Origin of the sequence: Ancylobacter crimeensis (assembly GCF_023016805.1) — a bacterium.
In the GTDB taxonomy this organism is placed as follows: domain Bacteria; phylum Pseudomonadota; class Alphaproteobacteria; order Rhizobiales; family Xanthobacteraceae; genus Ancylobacter; species Ancylobacter crimeensis.
Genome location: NZ_JALKCH010000015.1, coordinates 87,522 through 102,862, shown reverse-complemented (window position 1 = coordinate 102,862; position 15,341 = coordinate 87,522). Strand labels below are relative to the sequence as shown.

The following is a 15,341-nucleotide window of genomic DNA, read 5'->3' as shown; positions in this document are numbered from 1 at the left end:
GTTTCCGCCTATGCCGATGGCGGCCGTGACCCCAGCCTCTATGGCCGTCCCGCGCAGACCCAGACCCTGACCGAAGGCCGCAACGCTGCCTTTGCTGCCCCGGTCGCCGATGCTGCGAACGCCAATGCGGCGATCAACCAGCAGGTCCTGCAGAACGCCCGCTCGTCCAACTGAGCCGACGTTGCCTGAACACAAAAAGGGGCGCTCCCGAACGGGAGCGCCCTTTTTGCGTCTAACATACCGACAGGCCGCATTTTCTTCACGCGACCGGCATCTGTTTCGCTCGAAACGCTTAGCGGGCCTCGCGCCGGGCCATGAAGGCGAGGCGCTCCAGCAGATGGGTGTCCTGCTCGTTCTTCACGAGCGCGCCGGCAAGCGGGGGGATGAGGCGGCGCGGGTCGCGCTCGCGCAGGGTCTCCGGCGCGACATCTTCGTTCACCAGCAGCTTCAGCCAGTCCAGCAGTTCGGAGGTGGACGGCTTCTTCTTCAGCCCCGGCACGTCGCGCAGCTCATAGAACAGCCGCAGCGCCTCCGCGACCAGCCGCGGCTTGATACCGGGATAGTGCGCATCGACGATCGCCTCCATCGTCGCCGCGTCGGGGAAGCGGATATAGTGGAAGAAGCAGCGGCGCAGGAAGGCGTCCGGCAGCTCCTTCTCATTGTTCGAGGTGATGATGATCACCGGCCGCCGCACGGCACGCACGCTCTCGCCGGTCTCGTAGACGTGGAACTCCATCCGGTCGAGTTCCTGCAGCAGGTCGTTGGGGAACTCGATGTCGGCCTTGTCGATCTCGTCGATCAGCAGCACCGGGCGCTCGGGGGCGACGAAGGCCTCCCAGAGCTTGCCGCGGCGGATATAGTTCGAGATGTCCGACACTTTCGGATCGCCGAGCTGCCCGTCGCGCAGGCGCGAGACCGCGTCATATTCATAGAGGCCCTGCGCGGCGCGGGTTGTGGACTTCACGTGCCACTCGATCAGCGGGGCCTTCAGCGAACGGGCGATCTCGGCGGCCAGCACGGTCTTGCCGGTGCCCGGCTCGCCCTTCACAAGCAGCGGGCGCTCCAGCACGATGGCCGCATTCACCGCGATTCGCAGGTCGTCGGTGGCGATGTAGCCGGTCGTTCCGGTGAAGCGCATGAAGGGGCCTTCCCTCTGCCGATGCTGCGGGGTGGGCAGCATAGGGTGAATGGAGCCGTCCCGACAGCGGACGGTACGTCGCGGCTGCTTTGCCTCCTTCTTTCGCGCAACCTGCTGAAAAATCCACCATTTCGTGGCGTCCGCATGACATTTCGGGCAGTTGTGCCGTCGATATCGGAACGCTATAAGCGTGCGCCCGAGAGGGGCTCCAGGCGGACCTGTCCCGCGAGGGCCGGGTTCTCCCCCCAAGGACGAGGACGAAAGCCGATGTCGGTCGAGATCGACGAGGAGTATCGCCCCCGCGAGGACGAACCCTTCATGAATGAGCGGCAGCGGGAATATTTCCGCAACAAGCTGCTCAACTGGAAGGACGACATCCTGCGCGAGGCGAAAGAGACGCTTCAGCACCTTCAGGACGAGAATCAGAATCACCCCGATCTGGCGGATCGGGCGTCTTCCGAGACTGACCGCGCGATCGAGCTTCGGGCACGCGATCGCCAGCGCAAGCTGATTGCGAAGATAGACGCCGCGCTCGATCGCATCGAGGATGGCAGCTACGGCTATTGCGAGGAAACCGGCGAGCCGATCTCGCTCAAGCGCCTGGAGGCGCGGCCGATCGCGACGCTCTCCATCGAGGCGCAGGAGCGGCACGAGCGGCGCGAGCGGGTCTATCGCGACGACTGAGACACGAGGCCAATAACACGGGGCCGGAAGCGGGATGCCGCCTCCGGCCTTTTCCTGGCGACCGGGGCGAACCGGGCCGTGGCCCCGGAACGTTCGCCCTGCGCCGCGCACGGCCGCGGGCCTGTGGCCGGCCGGGCACAGCCGGACATCCGCTTTCTGCTATGGTTTCGCGACGGGGCGCCCACCATGGGAATGGCCCCGGCGGACGGAACGACGCGCGATGGTGCAGACGGTGATGGGGCGTGAGCGCCCGCGGGGCATTCGTGTGAATGCCTATGGCCGTGGGGCGGCCGGGGCCATCGCCGCACTCTTCGCCTGGGCGATCGGCAGCAACCGGCGCGCGGTGACGCTGCTTCTCGGACTGTGCGCGGTGGCCTTCCTGCCCGGCTTCTTCGCCCTGCCGCCCGTCGACCGCGACGAGGCGCGCTTCGCCCAGATCACCCGGCAGATGGTCGAGACCGGCGCCTATACGGTCGCGCGAATCGGCGACGAGCCGAATCACACGCGCCCGCTGGCGCTCCACTGGGTTCAGGCCGTGGTGGTGAAAACCGGCGAGGCGCTGGGCGTGCCGGACGCCACCCGCACCATCTGGCTCTACCGGATACCATCGCTGGCCGGTGCAGTGGCGGCTGTGCTGCTCGTTTTCTGGGCGGCGCTCGGCTTTGTCGGGCGGCCCGGAGCGACGCTGGCGGGCATCTTCATCGCATCATCGGCGGCGCTCGATGTCGGGGCGCGGCTCGCCATTCCGGAGGCCATCTTCCTCGCCGCCATCGCCGCGATGACCGGTGCGCTCGGTCGTGCCTATCTCGCCGCCCATCGCGAGCGTCCCCTGCTGTTCGACGACGAGGCGCCCCGACAGGGCGGCGATTCGGTGGACAGTCGCCTCGCGCTGATCTTCTGGGGCGCGCTGTGCGTTGCGCTGGTGGTGAAGGGCCTTCAGGCTCCGCTCTATCCCGCGTTCGCCGTCGCCGGGCTGGTCGCGCTGGACCGTTCGCCGCGCTTCCTGCGGGTGCTGGCCCCGTTGCGCGGACTGATCGCGCTTGCCGTCATCGCCGGCCTCTGGGCCTATGCGCGCCATCTTTCGGCGGAATCCGCCGCCGGGGCGGTGCAGCAGGCGGTGGGCCGGGTGGCGCCGGACCAGCGCGGTCTCGTCGGGCCGCCCGGTATCTATCTCCTGATGTTCTGGGGCCTGTTCTGGCCGGCGGCGCCGCTCGCCGCGCTGGCGGTGCCGATCGTGTGGAAGGCGCGCCGGCTGAGGGCAGTGCGCGCGCTGCTGGTGTGGATCGTGCCGGCCTGGATCGTGTTCGAGCTGGTGCCGGCCAAGCTCGCCGGCAATGTTGTGCCGACCTTTCCGGCCATCGCGATATTGATCGCGCTCGCCATGGAGCGCGGAGCCATGGCGATCGCCAATACCCGGCTGGTGCGGCTGCTCTGGCTGTGGCCGATCGTCGGCGCCGCCATCGCGGTGGCGGTGCTGCTGGGGCTCGCGGTGTTCGACGGCACCACCTCGCTGCTCGCCTGGCCGCTGCTGATCGCCGGCTTCTTCTTCCTCGTGACCGCAGCGACCTATGCGCGCGATTACGGGCTGGACCGCGCGGCGCTGCTCGGCATCGCCGGCATGCTGATCTCCGGCTTCGGGGTGATGCACCTCATCCTGCCGCGCATGGACAGCGTGTGGATCTCGCCCCGGCTTGCCGCGATGGCGGCGGGCGCGGCCTGCGGGGGCCGGCCTGCGGAGATCGCAGCCGTGGGCTACAGCGAACCGAGCCTGATGTTTCAGCTCGCCGGGCCGGTGCACTACATGGAGGCGCCGGCGGCGGCGGAGTTCCTCGGCGAAGGCGGGTGCCGCGCCGCTTTGGTGGAAAGGCGCGAGGAACGGCGCTTCGCGCTGAGGGCCGAGGCGCTGGGCCTGCACATCATGCGCGGGCAGGACCTGCGCGGCTTCAACATGAACACCGGCCGGAGGGTACGCATCGCGCTCTACCGCGCCAGCCGGCGCGACTGGTAGTCGCCGCGCCTCCTTACGCCTTGTCTCCTCATGCTTCGCCCTTCAGCACGCCGCCTGCAGCGCGGCGAAGCCTTGGGTGAGGTCGGCGATCAAATCTTCCGGGTCTTCCAGACCGATATGCAGTCGCACGCCCGGCCCGCCCGGCGCCCAGGCCGTCGCGGTGCGGTAGCTCGCGCAGTCGAAGGGAATGGCGAGGCTCTCGAACCCGCCCCAGCTATAGCCGAGGCCGAACAGCTTCAGGCTGTCGAGCAGCGCGTCGACGCCGGCCTTCGGCACAGGCTTCAGGATGATGCTGAACAGCCCGCTCGCGCCCGAGAAATCCCGGCGCCAGATGGCGTGGCCGGGGTCGGAGGGCAGGGCCGGATGCAGCACCTTCAACACCTCCGGCCGGCCGGCGAGCCAGCTCGCAATGGTGAGCGCGGAGGATTGGTGGCGCTCCAGCCGCACCTTCAGCGTGCGCAGGCCGCGCGCGGCGAGGAAGGCGTCCTCCGGGGCGACGGTGATGCCGAGATCGCCATGCATCGCCTTGAGCCGCGGCCACAGCGCCTCATTGGCCGAGATCACGCCGAGATTGAGGTCGGAATGGCCGCCCAGATATTTGGTGCCGGCCTGGATGGCGAGGTCCACGCCCTGCTCGTGCGGGCGGTAGTAGAGCGGCGTTGCCCAGGTGTTGTCGATCAGCGTGGTGACGCCATGGGCCTTCGCCACGGCGACGATGGCCGGCACGTCCTGCATCTCGAAGCTCTGCGAGCCGGGCGACTCCATGAAGATCGCGCCGGTATTCGGCCGCAGCAGGGCGGCGATGCCGCCGCCGACGAGGGGATCATAGAAGGTCGTCTCGATGCCGAAGCCCTTCAGCACGGTGGCACAGACCCGCCGCGTCGGCTGGTAGACGCTGTCGGTCATCAGGAGGTGATCGCCCGCGCGCAGGCAGGAGAGCAGAGCGAGGCTGCAGGCCGAGAGGCCCGAGGGGGTGAGCACCACGCCGGTCCCGCCGTCGAGCGCGGCGAGTGCCGCCTCGATGCCCTCGAGCGTCGGGTTGCCGCGCCGGCCATAGGAATAGCGGCCGGTGTGGCCTTCGAGATCGGCGACGGTGGGGGAGAGCACGGTCGAACCGCGCACCACGGGCGTGTTCACGAAACCGTCGAACCGGGCTGGGTCGCGGCCAAGCGTGACCAGCCGCGTATCGACCTCCTGGTTCTCCCAGCGGGCATTGCTGCCGTCCGACGCTGAATTCTTCGCCATGTCCCGTTGCCCGCTCCGCTTTGCCGGTGTGACAGCTCCGTGTTTGCCGGCTCAACGGCGCGGCCGTCAAGCGCTTGACCCCGCGACGGCGCAGCGCTCTGATGCCCTTACGCTGCGGCTGCCGCGGCGCAGGGAGGGACGATGGCGCAACGAGAGACGATGGCGCAACGTCGAGCCCGATTGCCGGCTGCCGGCCGCGTCCCTGCGCAGCAATGCGGCATCACGCGGCACCTATCCGCCCACGCGCCCGGCATTGCAGCCGCGACGGGGCAGGAGAACATGACGTTGCCGGTTACGGCACGTTAATTGCCTGCCGTCTTCCACCTCGCGGGTTCCGCAAGGCCCGTGTCGCTCCACGCTCACGCAAGAAGGCTGAACTCATGAAACGCCTCCTGTCCACGCTCGCCCTGTGCGGCGCCTTCGGCCTTGCGGCTGCCGGCGCGCAGGCCGCCAAGCTGGATCAGATCAAGTCCAAGGGCTTCATACAGTGCGGTGTCAGCCAGGGCCTCCCCGGCTTCTCCACCCCGGACGACAAGGGCAACTGGACCGGCATCGACGTGGATTTCTGCCGCGCGGTCGCCTCGGCCATCTTCGATGATCCGACCAAGGTGAAGTTCACCCCGCTCTCGGCCAAGGACCGCTTCACCGCGCTGCAGTCCGGCGACATCGACATCCTGTCGCGCAACACCACCTGGACCATCAGTCGCGACACCTCGCTGGGCCTGAACTTCGCGGGCGTCATCTATTATGACGGCCAGGGCTTCATGATCCGCAAGGACAAGAAGGTGAACTCGGCGATGGAGCTTTCCGGCGCCTCGGTCTGCACCCAGACCGGCACCACCACGGAGCAGAACCTGGCCGACTTCTTCCGCGCCAACAACATGACCTATGAGGTCATCGCCTTCGCGACCAATGACGAGGTGGTCAAGGCCTATGACGCCGGCCGCTGCGACGTGCTGACCACCGACCGCTCCGGCCTGGCCGGCGAGCGCCTCAAGCTCACCAATCCGGACGACCATATCGTGCTGCCGGAGATCATCTCCAAGGAGCCGCTCGGCCCGGCGGTCAGCCATGGCGACGACCAGTGGTTCGACATCGTGAAATGGGTCTACTTCGCCCAGCTCAATGCCGAGGAACTCGGCGTGAACCAGAAGAATGTCGAAGAACAGCTCAAGTCGGCCAACCCGGAAGTGAAGCGGCTGCTCGGCACGGAGGGCAAGTTCGGCGAGGGCATGGGCCTCACCAATGACTGGGCCTACCGCATCGTCAAGCATGTCGGCAATTACGGCGAGATGTACGACCGCAATGTCGGCCCCGACACGCCCCTGAAGCTGGCCCGCGGCGTCAACGCGCTGTGGAACAAGGGCGGCCTGCAATACGGCATGCCGATCCGCTGAGGATCCTGGCGGGCTTCGCGGATCGACCGCGGAGCCCGCCTCGCCATTCAAGGGAGCCTCCGACGAAGCGAGGCGGCACGAGGCGAGGGCATATGGCAGAGCTGGCAGGGACCGAGCGGGGCGCACGCTCCGGCACGTCCTTCATCAATGATCCGAAAGTGCGCAGCATCGTGCTGCAGGTCGTGGCGCTGGTCCTCGTCGTCGTGCTGGGCTGGATGTTCATCGGCAATGCCCGCGAAAATCTCGCGGCCCAGAAGATCGCCACCGGCTTCGGATTTCTCGACAACACCGCCGGCTTCGGCATCAGCCAGACGCTGATCCCCTACAGCGAAACCTCGACCTATGGCCGCGCCTTCCTGGTGGGCCTGCTCAACACCATCCTCGTCGCGGTGGTCGGCATCATCGTCGCCACCATCATCGGCTTCCTGGTCGGCATCGGCCGGCTGTCGAAGAACTTCGTGGTGCGGCTGCTCTCCACCACCTATGTCGAGGTGCTGCGCAACCTGCCGCCGCTGTTCCAGATCCTGTTCTGGTACCTCGCGGTGCTGAGCGCGCTGCCGGGCCCGCGGCAGTCGATCAGCCTGTTCGGCGAGGTGTTTCTCTCCAATCGCGGCATCATCATTCCCCGCCCGATCTTCGGCGAGGGCAGCGGCACGGTGCTGCTGGCCTTCGGCGCCGGCATCCTGCTCACCGTGCTGCTGTCGAGCTGGTCGAATGCGCGGCGCGAGGAGACGGGGCGCGGCCTGCCGATGCTGTGGATCGGCCTCGGCCTCGTCATCGGCCTGCCGCTGATCGTCATGATCGCCGCCGGCTTCCCGCTCACCTTCGAGCGGCCGGAGCTGAAGGGCTTCAACTTCGCGGGCGGCACGCGGGTGATCCCGGAATTCGTGGCGCTGACGCTGGCGCTCTCCACCTACACCGCGGCCTTCATCGCCGAGAATGTGCGCTCCGGTATCCAGTCGGTGAGCAAGGGGCAGACCGAGGCGGCCTATTCGCTGGGCCTCAAGCCGAGCCTGACGCTGCGTCTCGTGGTGATCCCGCAGGCGCTGCGGGTGATCATTCCCCCGCTCACCAACCAGTATCTGAACCTCACCAAGAACTCCTCGCTGGCGGTCGGCATCGGCTATCCGGACCTCGTGGCGGTGTTCGCCGGCACCTCGCTGAACCAGACCGGGCAGGCGATCGAGATCATCGCCATCACCATGGGCGTCTATCTGCTGCTGTCGATCATCACCTCCACCATCATGAACGCCTATAACCGGCGCATCGCGCTGGTCGAGCGGTGAGGGGGAGGCCATGAACGTTCCGGCAGAGCCCTTTGCCGCAGAGATCGTCGCGGTCGACGATCACACCTTCGTGCGCCGCGAGATGCAGGCGGCCCTGCCGCCGCCGCGCCGGCAGGTCGGCATCATCGGGTGGATGCGCGAGAACCTGTTCTCCAGCATCCTCAACACCATCCTCACCCTCGTCGGCATCGCGCTGGTGCTGCTGATCGTGCCGCCGCTGGTGCGCTTCCTCGTCATCGACGCGGTGTGGACCGGCGACAACCGCGAGGCCTGCCTCGCACCCGGCACAGGCGCCTGCTGGCCCTTCGTGAAGGCGAAGTTCGGCCAGTTCATCTACGGCTTCTACCCGATCGACCAGCGCTGGCGGGTGAACGTCGTGTTCGCGCTGGGCGCGGCGCTGCTGGCGCCCCTGCTGGTGCTCTCCTGGCCGGGCAAAAAGCTGAACGCCTTCCTGTTCTTCGGCGTCTACCCGGTCATCGCCTTCATCCTGCTGACCGGCGGCAACATCAACGCCTCCGCCTTCCTGCTGCAGCGCTTCAACCTCATCCGGCCGCTGACCGGCGATGTGACGGTGGCCGGGCTGAATGTCGCCTTCTGGGCCGACTACATCCTCACGGCGGTCGGGGCCGGCCTCGGCGCGCTGCTCGGCAATGCGCGCGGCCTGGCCCGTGCGGTCGCGGCGACCATGCTGGTGCTGGGCGTCATCATCCTCGCCTGGGATATCGATTTCGGTCTGCAGCCGGTCGAGACACGGCAATGGGGCGGGCTGCTCGTCACCCTCGTCATCGCGGTGACCGGCATCGTCACCTCGCTGCCGCTCGGCATCCTGCTGGCGCTGGGCCGGCGCTCGAAAATGCCCATCGTGCGGCTGCTCTCCATCATCTTCATCGAGTTCTGGCGCGGCGTGCCGCTCATCACGGTGCTGTTCTTCGCCACCTACATGCTGCCGCTCTTCCTGCCGACCGGCACCAATCCGGACGGCCTGCTGCGTGCGCTGGTCGGCGTGGCCATGTTCACCGCGGCCTATCTGGCCGAGACGGTGCGCGGCGGGCTTCAGGCGATCCCGAAGGGCCAATATGAGGGCGCGATGGCGATGGGCCTCACCTGGGGCCAGATGATGCGGCTCATCATCCTGCCGCAGGCCCTGACGCTGGTGATCCCGAGCATCGTCAACAGCTTCATCAGCCTGTTCAAGGATACGACGCTGGTGCTGATCGTGTCGATCTTCGACTTCCTCGGCCAGCTTCGCGCGGCCTTCACCGACCCGAACTGGGCGAGCCCGGTGACCCTCTACACCGGCTTCGCCTTTGCCGGCATCGTCTACTTCCTCTTCTGCTTCGGCATGTCCCGCTACTCGATGTTCGTCGAGCGGCGCCTCGACACCTCGCATCGCCACTGACGCGGCCATCGCCACCGACACCTACGGAGATTCCGACCGATGAACGAAGCCACCTCGATCGTAGCCAGCGACGAACTGCCCGCGGTGCACACCGAGCCCGGCCGGGAAACGGCCGTCGAACTGATCGGCGTGCACAAATGGTATGGCGAGTTCCATGTGCTGAAGGACATCAACCTGAGGGTGCGGCGCGGCGAGCGCATCGTGATCTGCGGGCCGTCCGGGTCCGGCAAGTCGACCATGATCCGCTGCATCAACCGGCTGGAGGAGCACCAGAAGGGCACCATCGTGGTGGACGGCATCGAGCTGACCAACGACCTCAAGCGGATCGACGAAATCCGCCGCGAGGTCGGCATGTGCTTCCAGCACTTCAACCTGTTCCCGCACCTCACCATCCTGGAGAACTGCACGCTGGCCCCCATCTGGGTGCGCAAGATGCCGAAGAAGGATGCCGAGGAACTGGCGATGCACTTTCTGAAGAAGGTGAAGATCCCGGAGCAGGCCAACAAATATCCCGGCCAGCTCTCCGGCGGCCAGCAGCAGCGCGTCGCCATCGCCCGCGCGCTGTGCATGAAGCCGAAGATCATGCTGTTCGACGAGCCGACCTCCGCCCTCGACCCGGAAATGGTGAAGGAGGTGCTGGAGACCATGGTGAGCCTCGCCGAGGAAGGCATGACCATGCTGTGCGTGACCCACGAAATGGGCTTCGCCCGCCAGGTCGCCAACCGCGTGATCTTCATGGACGCCGGCCAGATCATCGAGATGAACGAGCCGGACGCCTTCTTCTCCAACCCGCAGCACGAGCGGACCAGATTGTTCCTGAGCCAGATCCTGCATTGAGGGTGCGGGCGTTCGCCGGGTGGCGTTCTGCCATCGCGGAGCCGGTATGCGGAGGGGGCGTTCGACGTTGTCCGCCCGGGATCGGCACGGATCTGTCCGTGGTATTGAGGTGTTCTCCGTCCCGTTCGAGGCAGGGTTCGGACCTGACGGGTTCAATCTCCTGCATGCGAAGGGCGCGGCTGCCGGACAGTCCGTCGGCCATCTGCATTTTCATTTTTCCCGCGGTTCCGCGGAGGCCGGCTCGGCGTATGACCCCGGCTCCCGGCGCGGCGAGCGATCTGGACGCATTTCAGGCGGCGCTGGCGTGACGAGGCGCGCCAGCGGGAACTGGCCGATCAGGTAGTAGCGCCCGGATCCGGAGCGAGGCGGACACGGTTCGCATGAAGAGAATGCGTGGAAACGCATGGCTGGAGCGTCCGGTGAACCGGACATGCTCCATGGAGAACGCGCTAAACCGCTGGCCCGGTCGCCACCGGCCGGTCCGAGCCGCCCCATTCGGTCCATGAGCCGTCGTAAAGCGCCGCCGGGCGGGCGCCGATCACGTCGAGCGCCAGCCAGAGAGTCGCGGCGGTGACGCCGGAGCCGCAGCTCGTGATGACCGGCCGGCTGGTGTCGATTCCGGCGGCGGCGACGGCGGCGCGGATGACGGCAGGCTCGACCAGCCTTCCATCCTTCACCACCGCGTTGACGGGAAGGTTGCGGGCGCCGGGCATGTGGCCGGAGCGCAGGCCGGCACGCGGTTCGGGCACATCGCCGCGGAAGCGTTCGGGCGAGCGGGCGTCCGCCACCTGCGCGCTGCGATCGGCGAGGCGGCGGGCGACATCGTCCATGCTGGCGACCCAGCTCCGGTCGAGATGCGGCACGAAGCTCGCGGGGAAATGCGCACCCTTGCCGGATTCGACGGGGCGGCCTTCCGCCAGCCATTTCGGGAAACCGCCGTCGAGGATCTGCACGTCGACTGCGCCGAAGGCTTTCAGCGTCCACCACACCCGTGGCGCGGAGAACAGGCCTTCGGTGTCGTAGACCACGATCTTCATGGTGCGGCCGATGCCGAGCGATTCCATCGCGCCCTGGAACAGCGCCTCGGAGGGCAGCATGTGCGGCAGCGCCGTCGCGGGGTCGGAGATGGCGTCGAGGTCGAAGAACACCGCGCCGGGAATGTGCCGTTCCAGATATTCCTGCCGCCCGCTACGACCGGCGGCCGGCATGTGCCAGGAGCCGTCGACGATGACGAGATTGGGTGCGCCGAGGTGGCGTGCCAGCCAGTCGGTGCTGACGAAGTGCGGATCGAGCGGCGTGTCGAGCGGCATGGTGGTTCTCCTGGGCAGACGGCAAAGAGAGGCGGCGCGTTTCGTTGCGGTCGACGCCGGTCAGGCCAAGGCGATCCGCACCCGGCGATTCATCTGGCCCTTCTTCTCGATCTTCGCCACCTTCACCGCCCCGATCTCCGACAGCCGCCGAACATGGGTGCCGCCGCAGGGCTGGAGGTCGAGCGGCGCGCCGTCGGCGCCGGCGATCTCGACGAGCCGGACGCGCCCCGTTCCCATGGGCGGCTTCACCGACATGGTCTTGATGAGCCCGGGATTGGCGAGGAGCTCCTCGTCGCTGATCCAGCGATCGGTCACAGCGGCGTCGGTCGCGATCATCTCCGCGAGGCGGGCGGCGAGGGCGTCCTTGTCCGGCGTGTCCGGCATGTCGAAATCGAGCCGCCCCTCGCTGTCGCCGATCGAGCCGCCGGTGACCGGAAAGGGCAGGGCGACGGAGAGCAGGTGCAGCGCCGTGTGCATCCGCATCCGCGCGTGGCGCGGCACCCAGTCGAGCCGGGCGGTCACCACCTCGCCGATGGCGGGCCGGGCGGCGTCGGCCGGGATGAGGTGCACCACGTCCTTCGCCGCGTCATAGACCGCGCCGGTGATCGCGACCTCGCTGCCATCGGCCCGCAGCAGCGTTCCGGTATCGCCCGGCTGCCCGCCGGCGGTGGCGTAGAACACCGTGCGGTCCAGGATGACGCCGCCCTCCGGCGTCACCGCCAGCACGGTGGCCGACGTCTCGGCCAGATAGGCGTCGGTGCGGAACAGCAGCTCGGTCATGGGCGCCCCCAGTGGTTCAGACGAGGACGTTCGGCACGGTGATGGTGCGCTCCAGCCATCCCGGCACCGGCAAACCCTTCTCGCGCAGGAAATCCGGGTTGAAGAGCTTGGACTGGTAGCGTGCGCCGCCGTCGCACAGCACGGTCACGATGGTGTGGCCGGGGCCCATCTCCTTCGCCATGCGGATCGCGCCAGCGACATTGACGCCGGAGGACCCGCCGAGGCAGAGGCCCTCATGCTCCAGCAGGTCGAACACCACCTGCACCGCCTCCGCGTCCGGGATCTGGTAGGCGAGATCGACCGGCGCATCTTCCAGGTTGGCGGTGATGCGACCCTGTCCGATGCCCTCGGTGATGGAAGAGCCCTCGGATTTCAGCTCGCCCGTGGTGTAGTAGCTGAACAGGGCTGCGCCGAAGGGGTCGGCGATCCCGATCTTGACGAGCGAATTGCGTTCTTTCAGAGCCATGCCGGTGCCGGCCAGCGTGCCGCCGCTGCCCACCGAGCAGATGAAGCCCTCGACCGCGCCCTCGGTCTGGTCCCAGATCTCCGGGCCCGTGGTCTCGAAATGGGCCTGCCGGTTGGCGACATTGTCGAACTGGTTGGCCCAGACCGCACCGTTGGGCTCGCTCTGCGCCAGCGCTTCGGCGAGGCGGCCGGAGACCTTCACATAGTTGTTGGGATTGGCATAGGCGACCGCCGGCACCTCCACCAGCGTGGCGCCGGCGAGCCGCAGCATGTCCTTCTTTTCCTGGCTCTGGGTCTCGGGAATGACGATCACCGAGCGGAAGCCGAGCGCGTTGCCGACAAGGGCGAGGCCGATGCCGGTATTGCCGGCGGTGCCTTCCACGATCACCCCGCCGGGGCGGAGCTGGCCCTTCGCCACCGCATCCTTGATGATGTAGAGCGCGGCGCGGTCCTTCACCGACTGGCCGGGATTGAGGAACTCGGCTTTCCCGAGGATCGTGCAGCCGGTCGCCTCGGAGGCGCGCTGCAGCTTGATGAGGGGGGTGTTGCCGATCGCCTCGACGAGGCCGTTCCGAATGGTCATAGCCGTCAAAATCGTCCTTTACCGATGGTCGACGAAACTAGTGGAGCACTGGCGGCGGAGCAACGGGGTCCGGCGTGTTTCCGCCGCCGCTGTCGCGCCCTCGTGTCTCAGTCCCGGATCGCCGCATAGGCGCGCAGCGCGCGTTCGCGGCCGACCTCGTGCCCAATGATCGGGTGCGGATAGGTGACGCCGAGCGTGACGCCGGCGGCGTCCAGCACCGCGGCTTCGGCCTGCCAGGGGGCGTGGATGGCGTTTGGCGACAAGCGTGCAAGTTCGGGCACGAAGGCGCGTATATAGGCGCCGTCGGGATCGAATCTGCGGCCCTGCAGCACCGGGTTGAACACCCGCAGATAGGGCGCGGCATCCGCACCGGTGCCGGCGACCCATTGCCAGTTCATCGCGTTGTTGGCCGCATCGGCGTCGACCAGCGTGTCCCAGAACCATGCCTCGCCGGCGTTCCAGTGAATGAGCCCGTGCTTCACCAGCAGCGAGGCGGAGACCATGCGAACCCGGTTGTGCATCCACCCCGTTTGCCAGAGCTGGCGCATGCCGGCATCGACGATGGGGTAGCCCGTGCATCCCTGCTGCCAGGCGGCGAGAAAGGCATCGTCGTGCCGCCAGCGCAGCGCATCGAAGCGCGGCTGCACGTTGCGGCGCTCGATGCCGGGGAAATGGGCGAGCAGATGCCAGGCGAATTCCCGCCACCAGAGCTGGCGTTCGAACGCGGCGACATCCGCCGGCGGGGCGCTGCCGGCCTCTCTCGCCCGGTGCAGGGCCGCCACCACCTGATGCGGAGAAAGATGGCCAAAGCGCAGGAAGGGCGACAGCCGCGAGGTGCCGGGAAGATCGGGCCGGTCGCGGGTGGTGGCGTAGCCGGCGAAGCCTTCGGCAAGGAAGGCACCGAGCTGCCGGTGCGCGCCGGCCTCGCCCGGCGTCCATGTGGCGCGAAGGCCGCCGGTCCAATCGGGCTTGCCTGGTGCCAGCGCCCAATCGGCGAGGTGGTCGCCCCGCGGCGGCTCCGCCCAGACGAAGCGGACGGGCTTCGGCAGCACGGCACGCAGGGGACCGGCGCTCGCTGCGCGGTGGAAGGGCGTGAACATGCGGAAGGGCGTACCGCCCTTGGTTCTTACCGCATCGGGATCGTGGAGCAGGGCGGCGGGGAAGCCGTGATGTTCGATCCCGGTCGCGGCGAGGTCCTCCGCGATGCGGTTGTCGATCGCGGCGGCGGGGGCCAGATGGCGATGGTTCCAGTAGACCGCCCCGATGCCGGCCTCGGCGACGAGATCTGCCACCACCTCGCGCGCCGGGCCGCGGCGCAGCACCAGCTCGCCGCCGGCCCGGGCGATGTCTTCGCCAAGCATCGCCAGAGCCTCGCCCAGCCACCAGCGGGCCGCGCCGCCGAGAGGACGCAGATCGGGGCTCATCTCGTCGAGCACGTAGAGAGCGACCAGCGGGCGTCCGCTTGCGGTCGCCGCAGCCAGGGCGGGGTGGTCGGCGAGGCGCAGATCGTCGCGGAACCAGACGAGGGCAGGGCGGGCGGTGGTCATATGGTTTCCTCGGGTGCCCGGTGCGGCAAGGAGCAACGCGCAAGCGGGGCTTCGGGTCTCCGTGGTGAAAACGAAAGGCGATGCCTCGACCACCTTTGGAGGATGGACCCGCTGCCCGTTCGCAGGCACGCTGATTGCTAGCAGGTTCCATGAAGGATGTTCGACGTCGACCGATGCATCGCCGGGGAGTGGGCAATGGCACAGGTGCCGGCAGCAAGGCTATGGAAATGGGTAGCCCGGATCGCCCTGGTTGCGGTTGCCGCGGGCGTGGCGGCGACACCCCTCCATGCGGCGCAGACCATGGCGCTGCGCTCCGCCGGTGAGCAATTGATGCCGGTCGCCATGCGTTGCGCCGACGAGAATGGCGGCGCGATGGAGGTCGTCTCCCGCAATGCCGGCGGCACGGTCGAGCGGATGCAGCTTTTCTATCGGCAGGGCAAGCCATACCGCATCGTGGTCGGTTACGGCTTCATGGGCAGTTTCGAGGACGCCTTCTTCATCGACATCGCCGACCGGCGGGACGAGCTGGAGCCCGAGGCCGACGAGATCGTGACCTATGCGCTCGATCTGGCCGACACCGTCTGCTCGGCGAAGGGGGAGGCCCGCCGCGCGGCGCTCGGCCGGTTCGACCGCAATGTGCTGATGCTGTCGGGCGAATAGTG

General features: G+C 67.8%; 13 protein-coding genes. 7 read left to right on the top strand and 6 right to left on the bottom strand.

All coding sequences use genetic code 11. From position 1 onward, the window contains the following. Nucleotides 1–292: 292 nt before the first annotated feature. Nucleotides 293–1,138, bottom strand: coding sequence for an AAA family ATPase (locus MWN34_RS18495; protein WP_247030786.1), 846 nt, complete (start codon nucleotides 1,136–1,138; stop codon nucleotides 293–295). A gap of 267 nt (nucleotides 1,139–1,405) precedes the next feature. Here MWN34_RS18495 and dksA point away from each other — a divergent pair, with 267 nt between their 5' ends. Both dksA and MWN34_RS18485 read left to right on the top strand, forming a co-directional pair. Further along, nucleotides 1,406–1,822 carry an RNA polymerase-binding protein DksA gene (dksA, locus tag MWN34_RS18490; protein WP_247030785.1) on the top strand — a complete coding sequence of 139 codons (417 nt, stop codon included), beginning with the start codon at nucleotides 1,406–1,408 and terminating at the stop codon, nucleotides 1,820–1,822. 220 nt (nucleotides 1,823–2,042) lie between these two features. Beyond that, the gene (locus tag MWN34_RS18485; RefSeq protein WP_247030784.1) at nucleotides 2,043–3,830 is read left to right on the top strand and encodes an ArnT family glycosyltransferase; all 1,788 of its coding nucleotides are present in this window, start codon (nucleotides 2,043–2,045) and stop codon (nucleotides 3,828–3,830) included. Between the two features lie 42 nt (nucleotides 3,831–3,872). On the opposite strand, the gene metC is transcribed toward MWN34_RS18485, so the two are convergent. Further along, entirely contained in the window at nucleotides 3,873–5,075 is a 1,203-nt protein-coding gene (metC, locus tag MWN34_RS18480; RefSeq protein ID WP_247030783.1) for a cystathionine beta-lyase, read from the bottom strand. Nucleotides 5,076–5,455: 380 nt separating this feature from the next. Here metC and MWN34_RS18475 point away from each other — a divergent pair, with 380 nt between their 5' ends. From MWN34_RS18475 to MWN34_RS18460, 4 genes are all read left to right on the top strand, one after another. Next, nucleotides 5,456–6,472: an amino acid ABC transporter substrate-binding protein gene (locus MWN34_RS18475; RefSeq protein ID WP_247030782.1), complete on the top strand. Its 1,017-nt coding sequence runs from the start codon at nucleotides 5,456–5,458 to the stop codon at nucleotides 6,470–6,472. A gap of 92 nt (nucleotides 6,473–6,564) precedes the next feature. Then, nucleotides 6,565–7,758, top strand: a complete 1,194-nt coding sequence (locus MWN34_RS18470) for an amino acid ABC transporter permease (protein ID WP_247030781.1) — start codon at nucleotides 6,565–6,567, stop codon at nucleotides 7,756–7,758. A gap of 10 nt (nucleotides 7,759–7,768) precedes the next feature. Beyond that, nucleotides 7,769–9,157 (top strand): amino acid ABC transporter permease, encoded by a 1,389-nt coding sequence (locus MWN34_RS18465; protein WP_247030780.1) that lies wholly within the window; start codon nucleotides 7,769–7,771, stop codon nucleotides 9,155–9,157. Nucleotides 9,158–9,196: 39 nt separating this feature from the next. Continuing rightward, on the top strand, nucleotides 9,197–9,994 hold the full coding sequence (locus tag MWN34_RS18460; RefSeq protein ID WP_247030779.1) for an amino acid ABC transporter ATP-binding protein: 798 nt from the start codon (nucleotides 9,197–9,199) through the stop codon (nucleotides 9,992–9,994). A 449-nt stretch (nucleotides 9,995–10,443) separates the two neighbouring features. Here MWN34_RS18460 and sseA read toward each other — a convergent pair whose 3' ends face one another. The 4 genes from sseA to MWN34_RS18440 all read right to left on the bottom strand — a co-directional run bounded on the left by sseA (nucleotide 10,444) and on the right by MWN34_RS18440 (nucleotide 14,679). Then, nucleotides 10,444–11,304, bottom strand: a complete 861-nt coding sequence (sseA, locus tag MWN34_RS18455; protein ID WP_247030778.1) for a 3-mercaptopyruvate sulfurtransferase — start codon at nucleotides 11,302–11,304, stop codon at nucleotides 10,444–10,446. 60 nt (nucleotides 11,305–11,364) lie between these two features. After that, on the bottom strand, nucleotides 11,365–12,084 hold the full coding sequence (locus MWN34_RS18450; protein WP_247030777.1) for an alanyl-tRNA editing protein: 720 nt from the start codon (nucleotides 12,082–12,084) through the stop codon (nucleotides 11,365–11,367). A 16-nt stretch (nucleotides 12,085–12,100) separates the two neighbouring features. After that, nucleotides 12,101–13,132, bottom strand: a complete 1,032-nt coding sequence (locus MWN34_RS18445; RefSeq protein ID WP_247030776.1) for a cysteine synthase A — start codon at nucleotides 13,130–13,132, stop codon at nucleotides 12,101–12,103. A 107-nt stretch (nucleotides 13,133–13,239) separates the two neighbouring features. Beyond that, nucleotides 13,240–14,679, bottom strand: a complete 1,440-nt coding sequence (locus MWN34_RS18440) for a cryptochrome/photolyase family protein (RefSeq protein ID WP_247030775.1) — start codon at nucleotides 14,677–14,679, stop codon at nucleotides 13,240–13,242. A gap of 195 nt (nucleotides 14,680–14,874) precedes the next feature. On the opposite strand from MWN34_RS18440, the gene MWN34_RS18435 reads away from it, so the two are divergent. Further along, on the top strand, nucleotides 14,875–15,339 hold the full coding sequence (locus MWN34_RS18435; protein WP_247030774.1) for a hypothetical protein: 465 nt from the start codon (nucleotides 14,875–14,877) through the stop codon (nucleotides 15,337–15,339). The last annotated feature ends 2 nt before the right edge of the window (nucleotides 15,340–15,341 follow it).

Coding starts and splice junctions, on each gene's coding strand:
- MWN34_RS18435 (WP_247030774.1), top strand. CDS start 14,875: ATGGCACAGGTGCCGGCAGCAAGGCTATGGAAATGGGTAGCCCGGATC.
- sseA (WP_247030778.1), bottom strand. CDS start 11,304: ATGCCGCTCGACACGCCGCTCGATCCGCACTTCGTCAGCACCGACTGG.
- MWN34_RS18465 (WP_247030780.1), top strand. CDS start 7,769: ATGAACGTTCCGGCAGAGCCCTTTGCCGCAGAGATCGTCGCGGTCGAC.
- MWN34_RS18445 (WP_247030776.1), bottom strand. CDS start 13,132: ATGACCATTCGGAACGGCCTCGTCGAGGCGATCGGCAACACCCCCCTC.
- MWN34_RS18470 (WP_247030781.1), top strand. CDS start 6,565: ATGGCAGAGCTGGCAGGGACCGAGCGGGGCGCACGCTCCGGCACGTCC.
- MWN34_RS18495 (WP_247030786.1), bottom strand. CDS start 1,138: ATGCGCTTCACCGGAACGACCGGCTACATCGCCACCGACGACCTGCGA.
- metC (WP_247030783.1), bottom strand. CDS start 5,075: ATGGCGAAGAATTCAGCGTCGGACGGCAGCAATGCCCGCTGGGAGAAC.
- MWN34_RS18440 (WP_247030775.1), bottom strand. CDS start 14,679: ATGACCACCGCCCGCCCTGCCCTCGTCTGGTTCCGCGACGATCTGCGC.
- MWN34_RS18485 (WP_247030784.1), top strand. CDS start 2,043: ATGGTGCAGACGGTGATGGGGCGTGAGCGCCCGCGGGGCATTCGTGTG.
- MWN34_RS18475 (WP_247030782.1), top strand. CDS start 5,456: ATGAAACGCCTCCTGTCCACGCTCGCCCTGTGCGGCGCCTTCGGCCTT.
- MWN34_RS18460 (WP_247030779.1), top strand. CDS start 9,197: ATGAACGAAGCCACCTCGATCGTAGCCAGCGACGAACTGCCCGCGGTG.
- MWN34_RS18450 (WP_247030777.1), bottom strand. CDS start 12,084: ATGACCGAGCTGCTGTTCCGCACCGACGCCTATCTGGCCGAGACGTCG.
- dksA (WP_247030785.1), top strand. CDS start 1,406: ATGTCGGTCGAGATCGACGAGGAGTATCGCCCCCGCGAGGACGAACCC.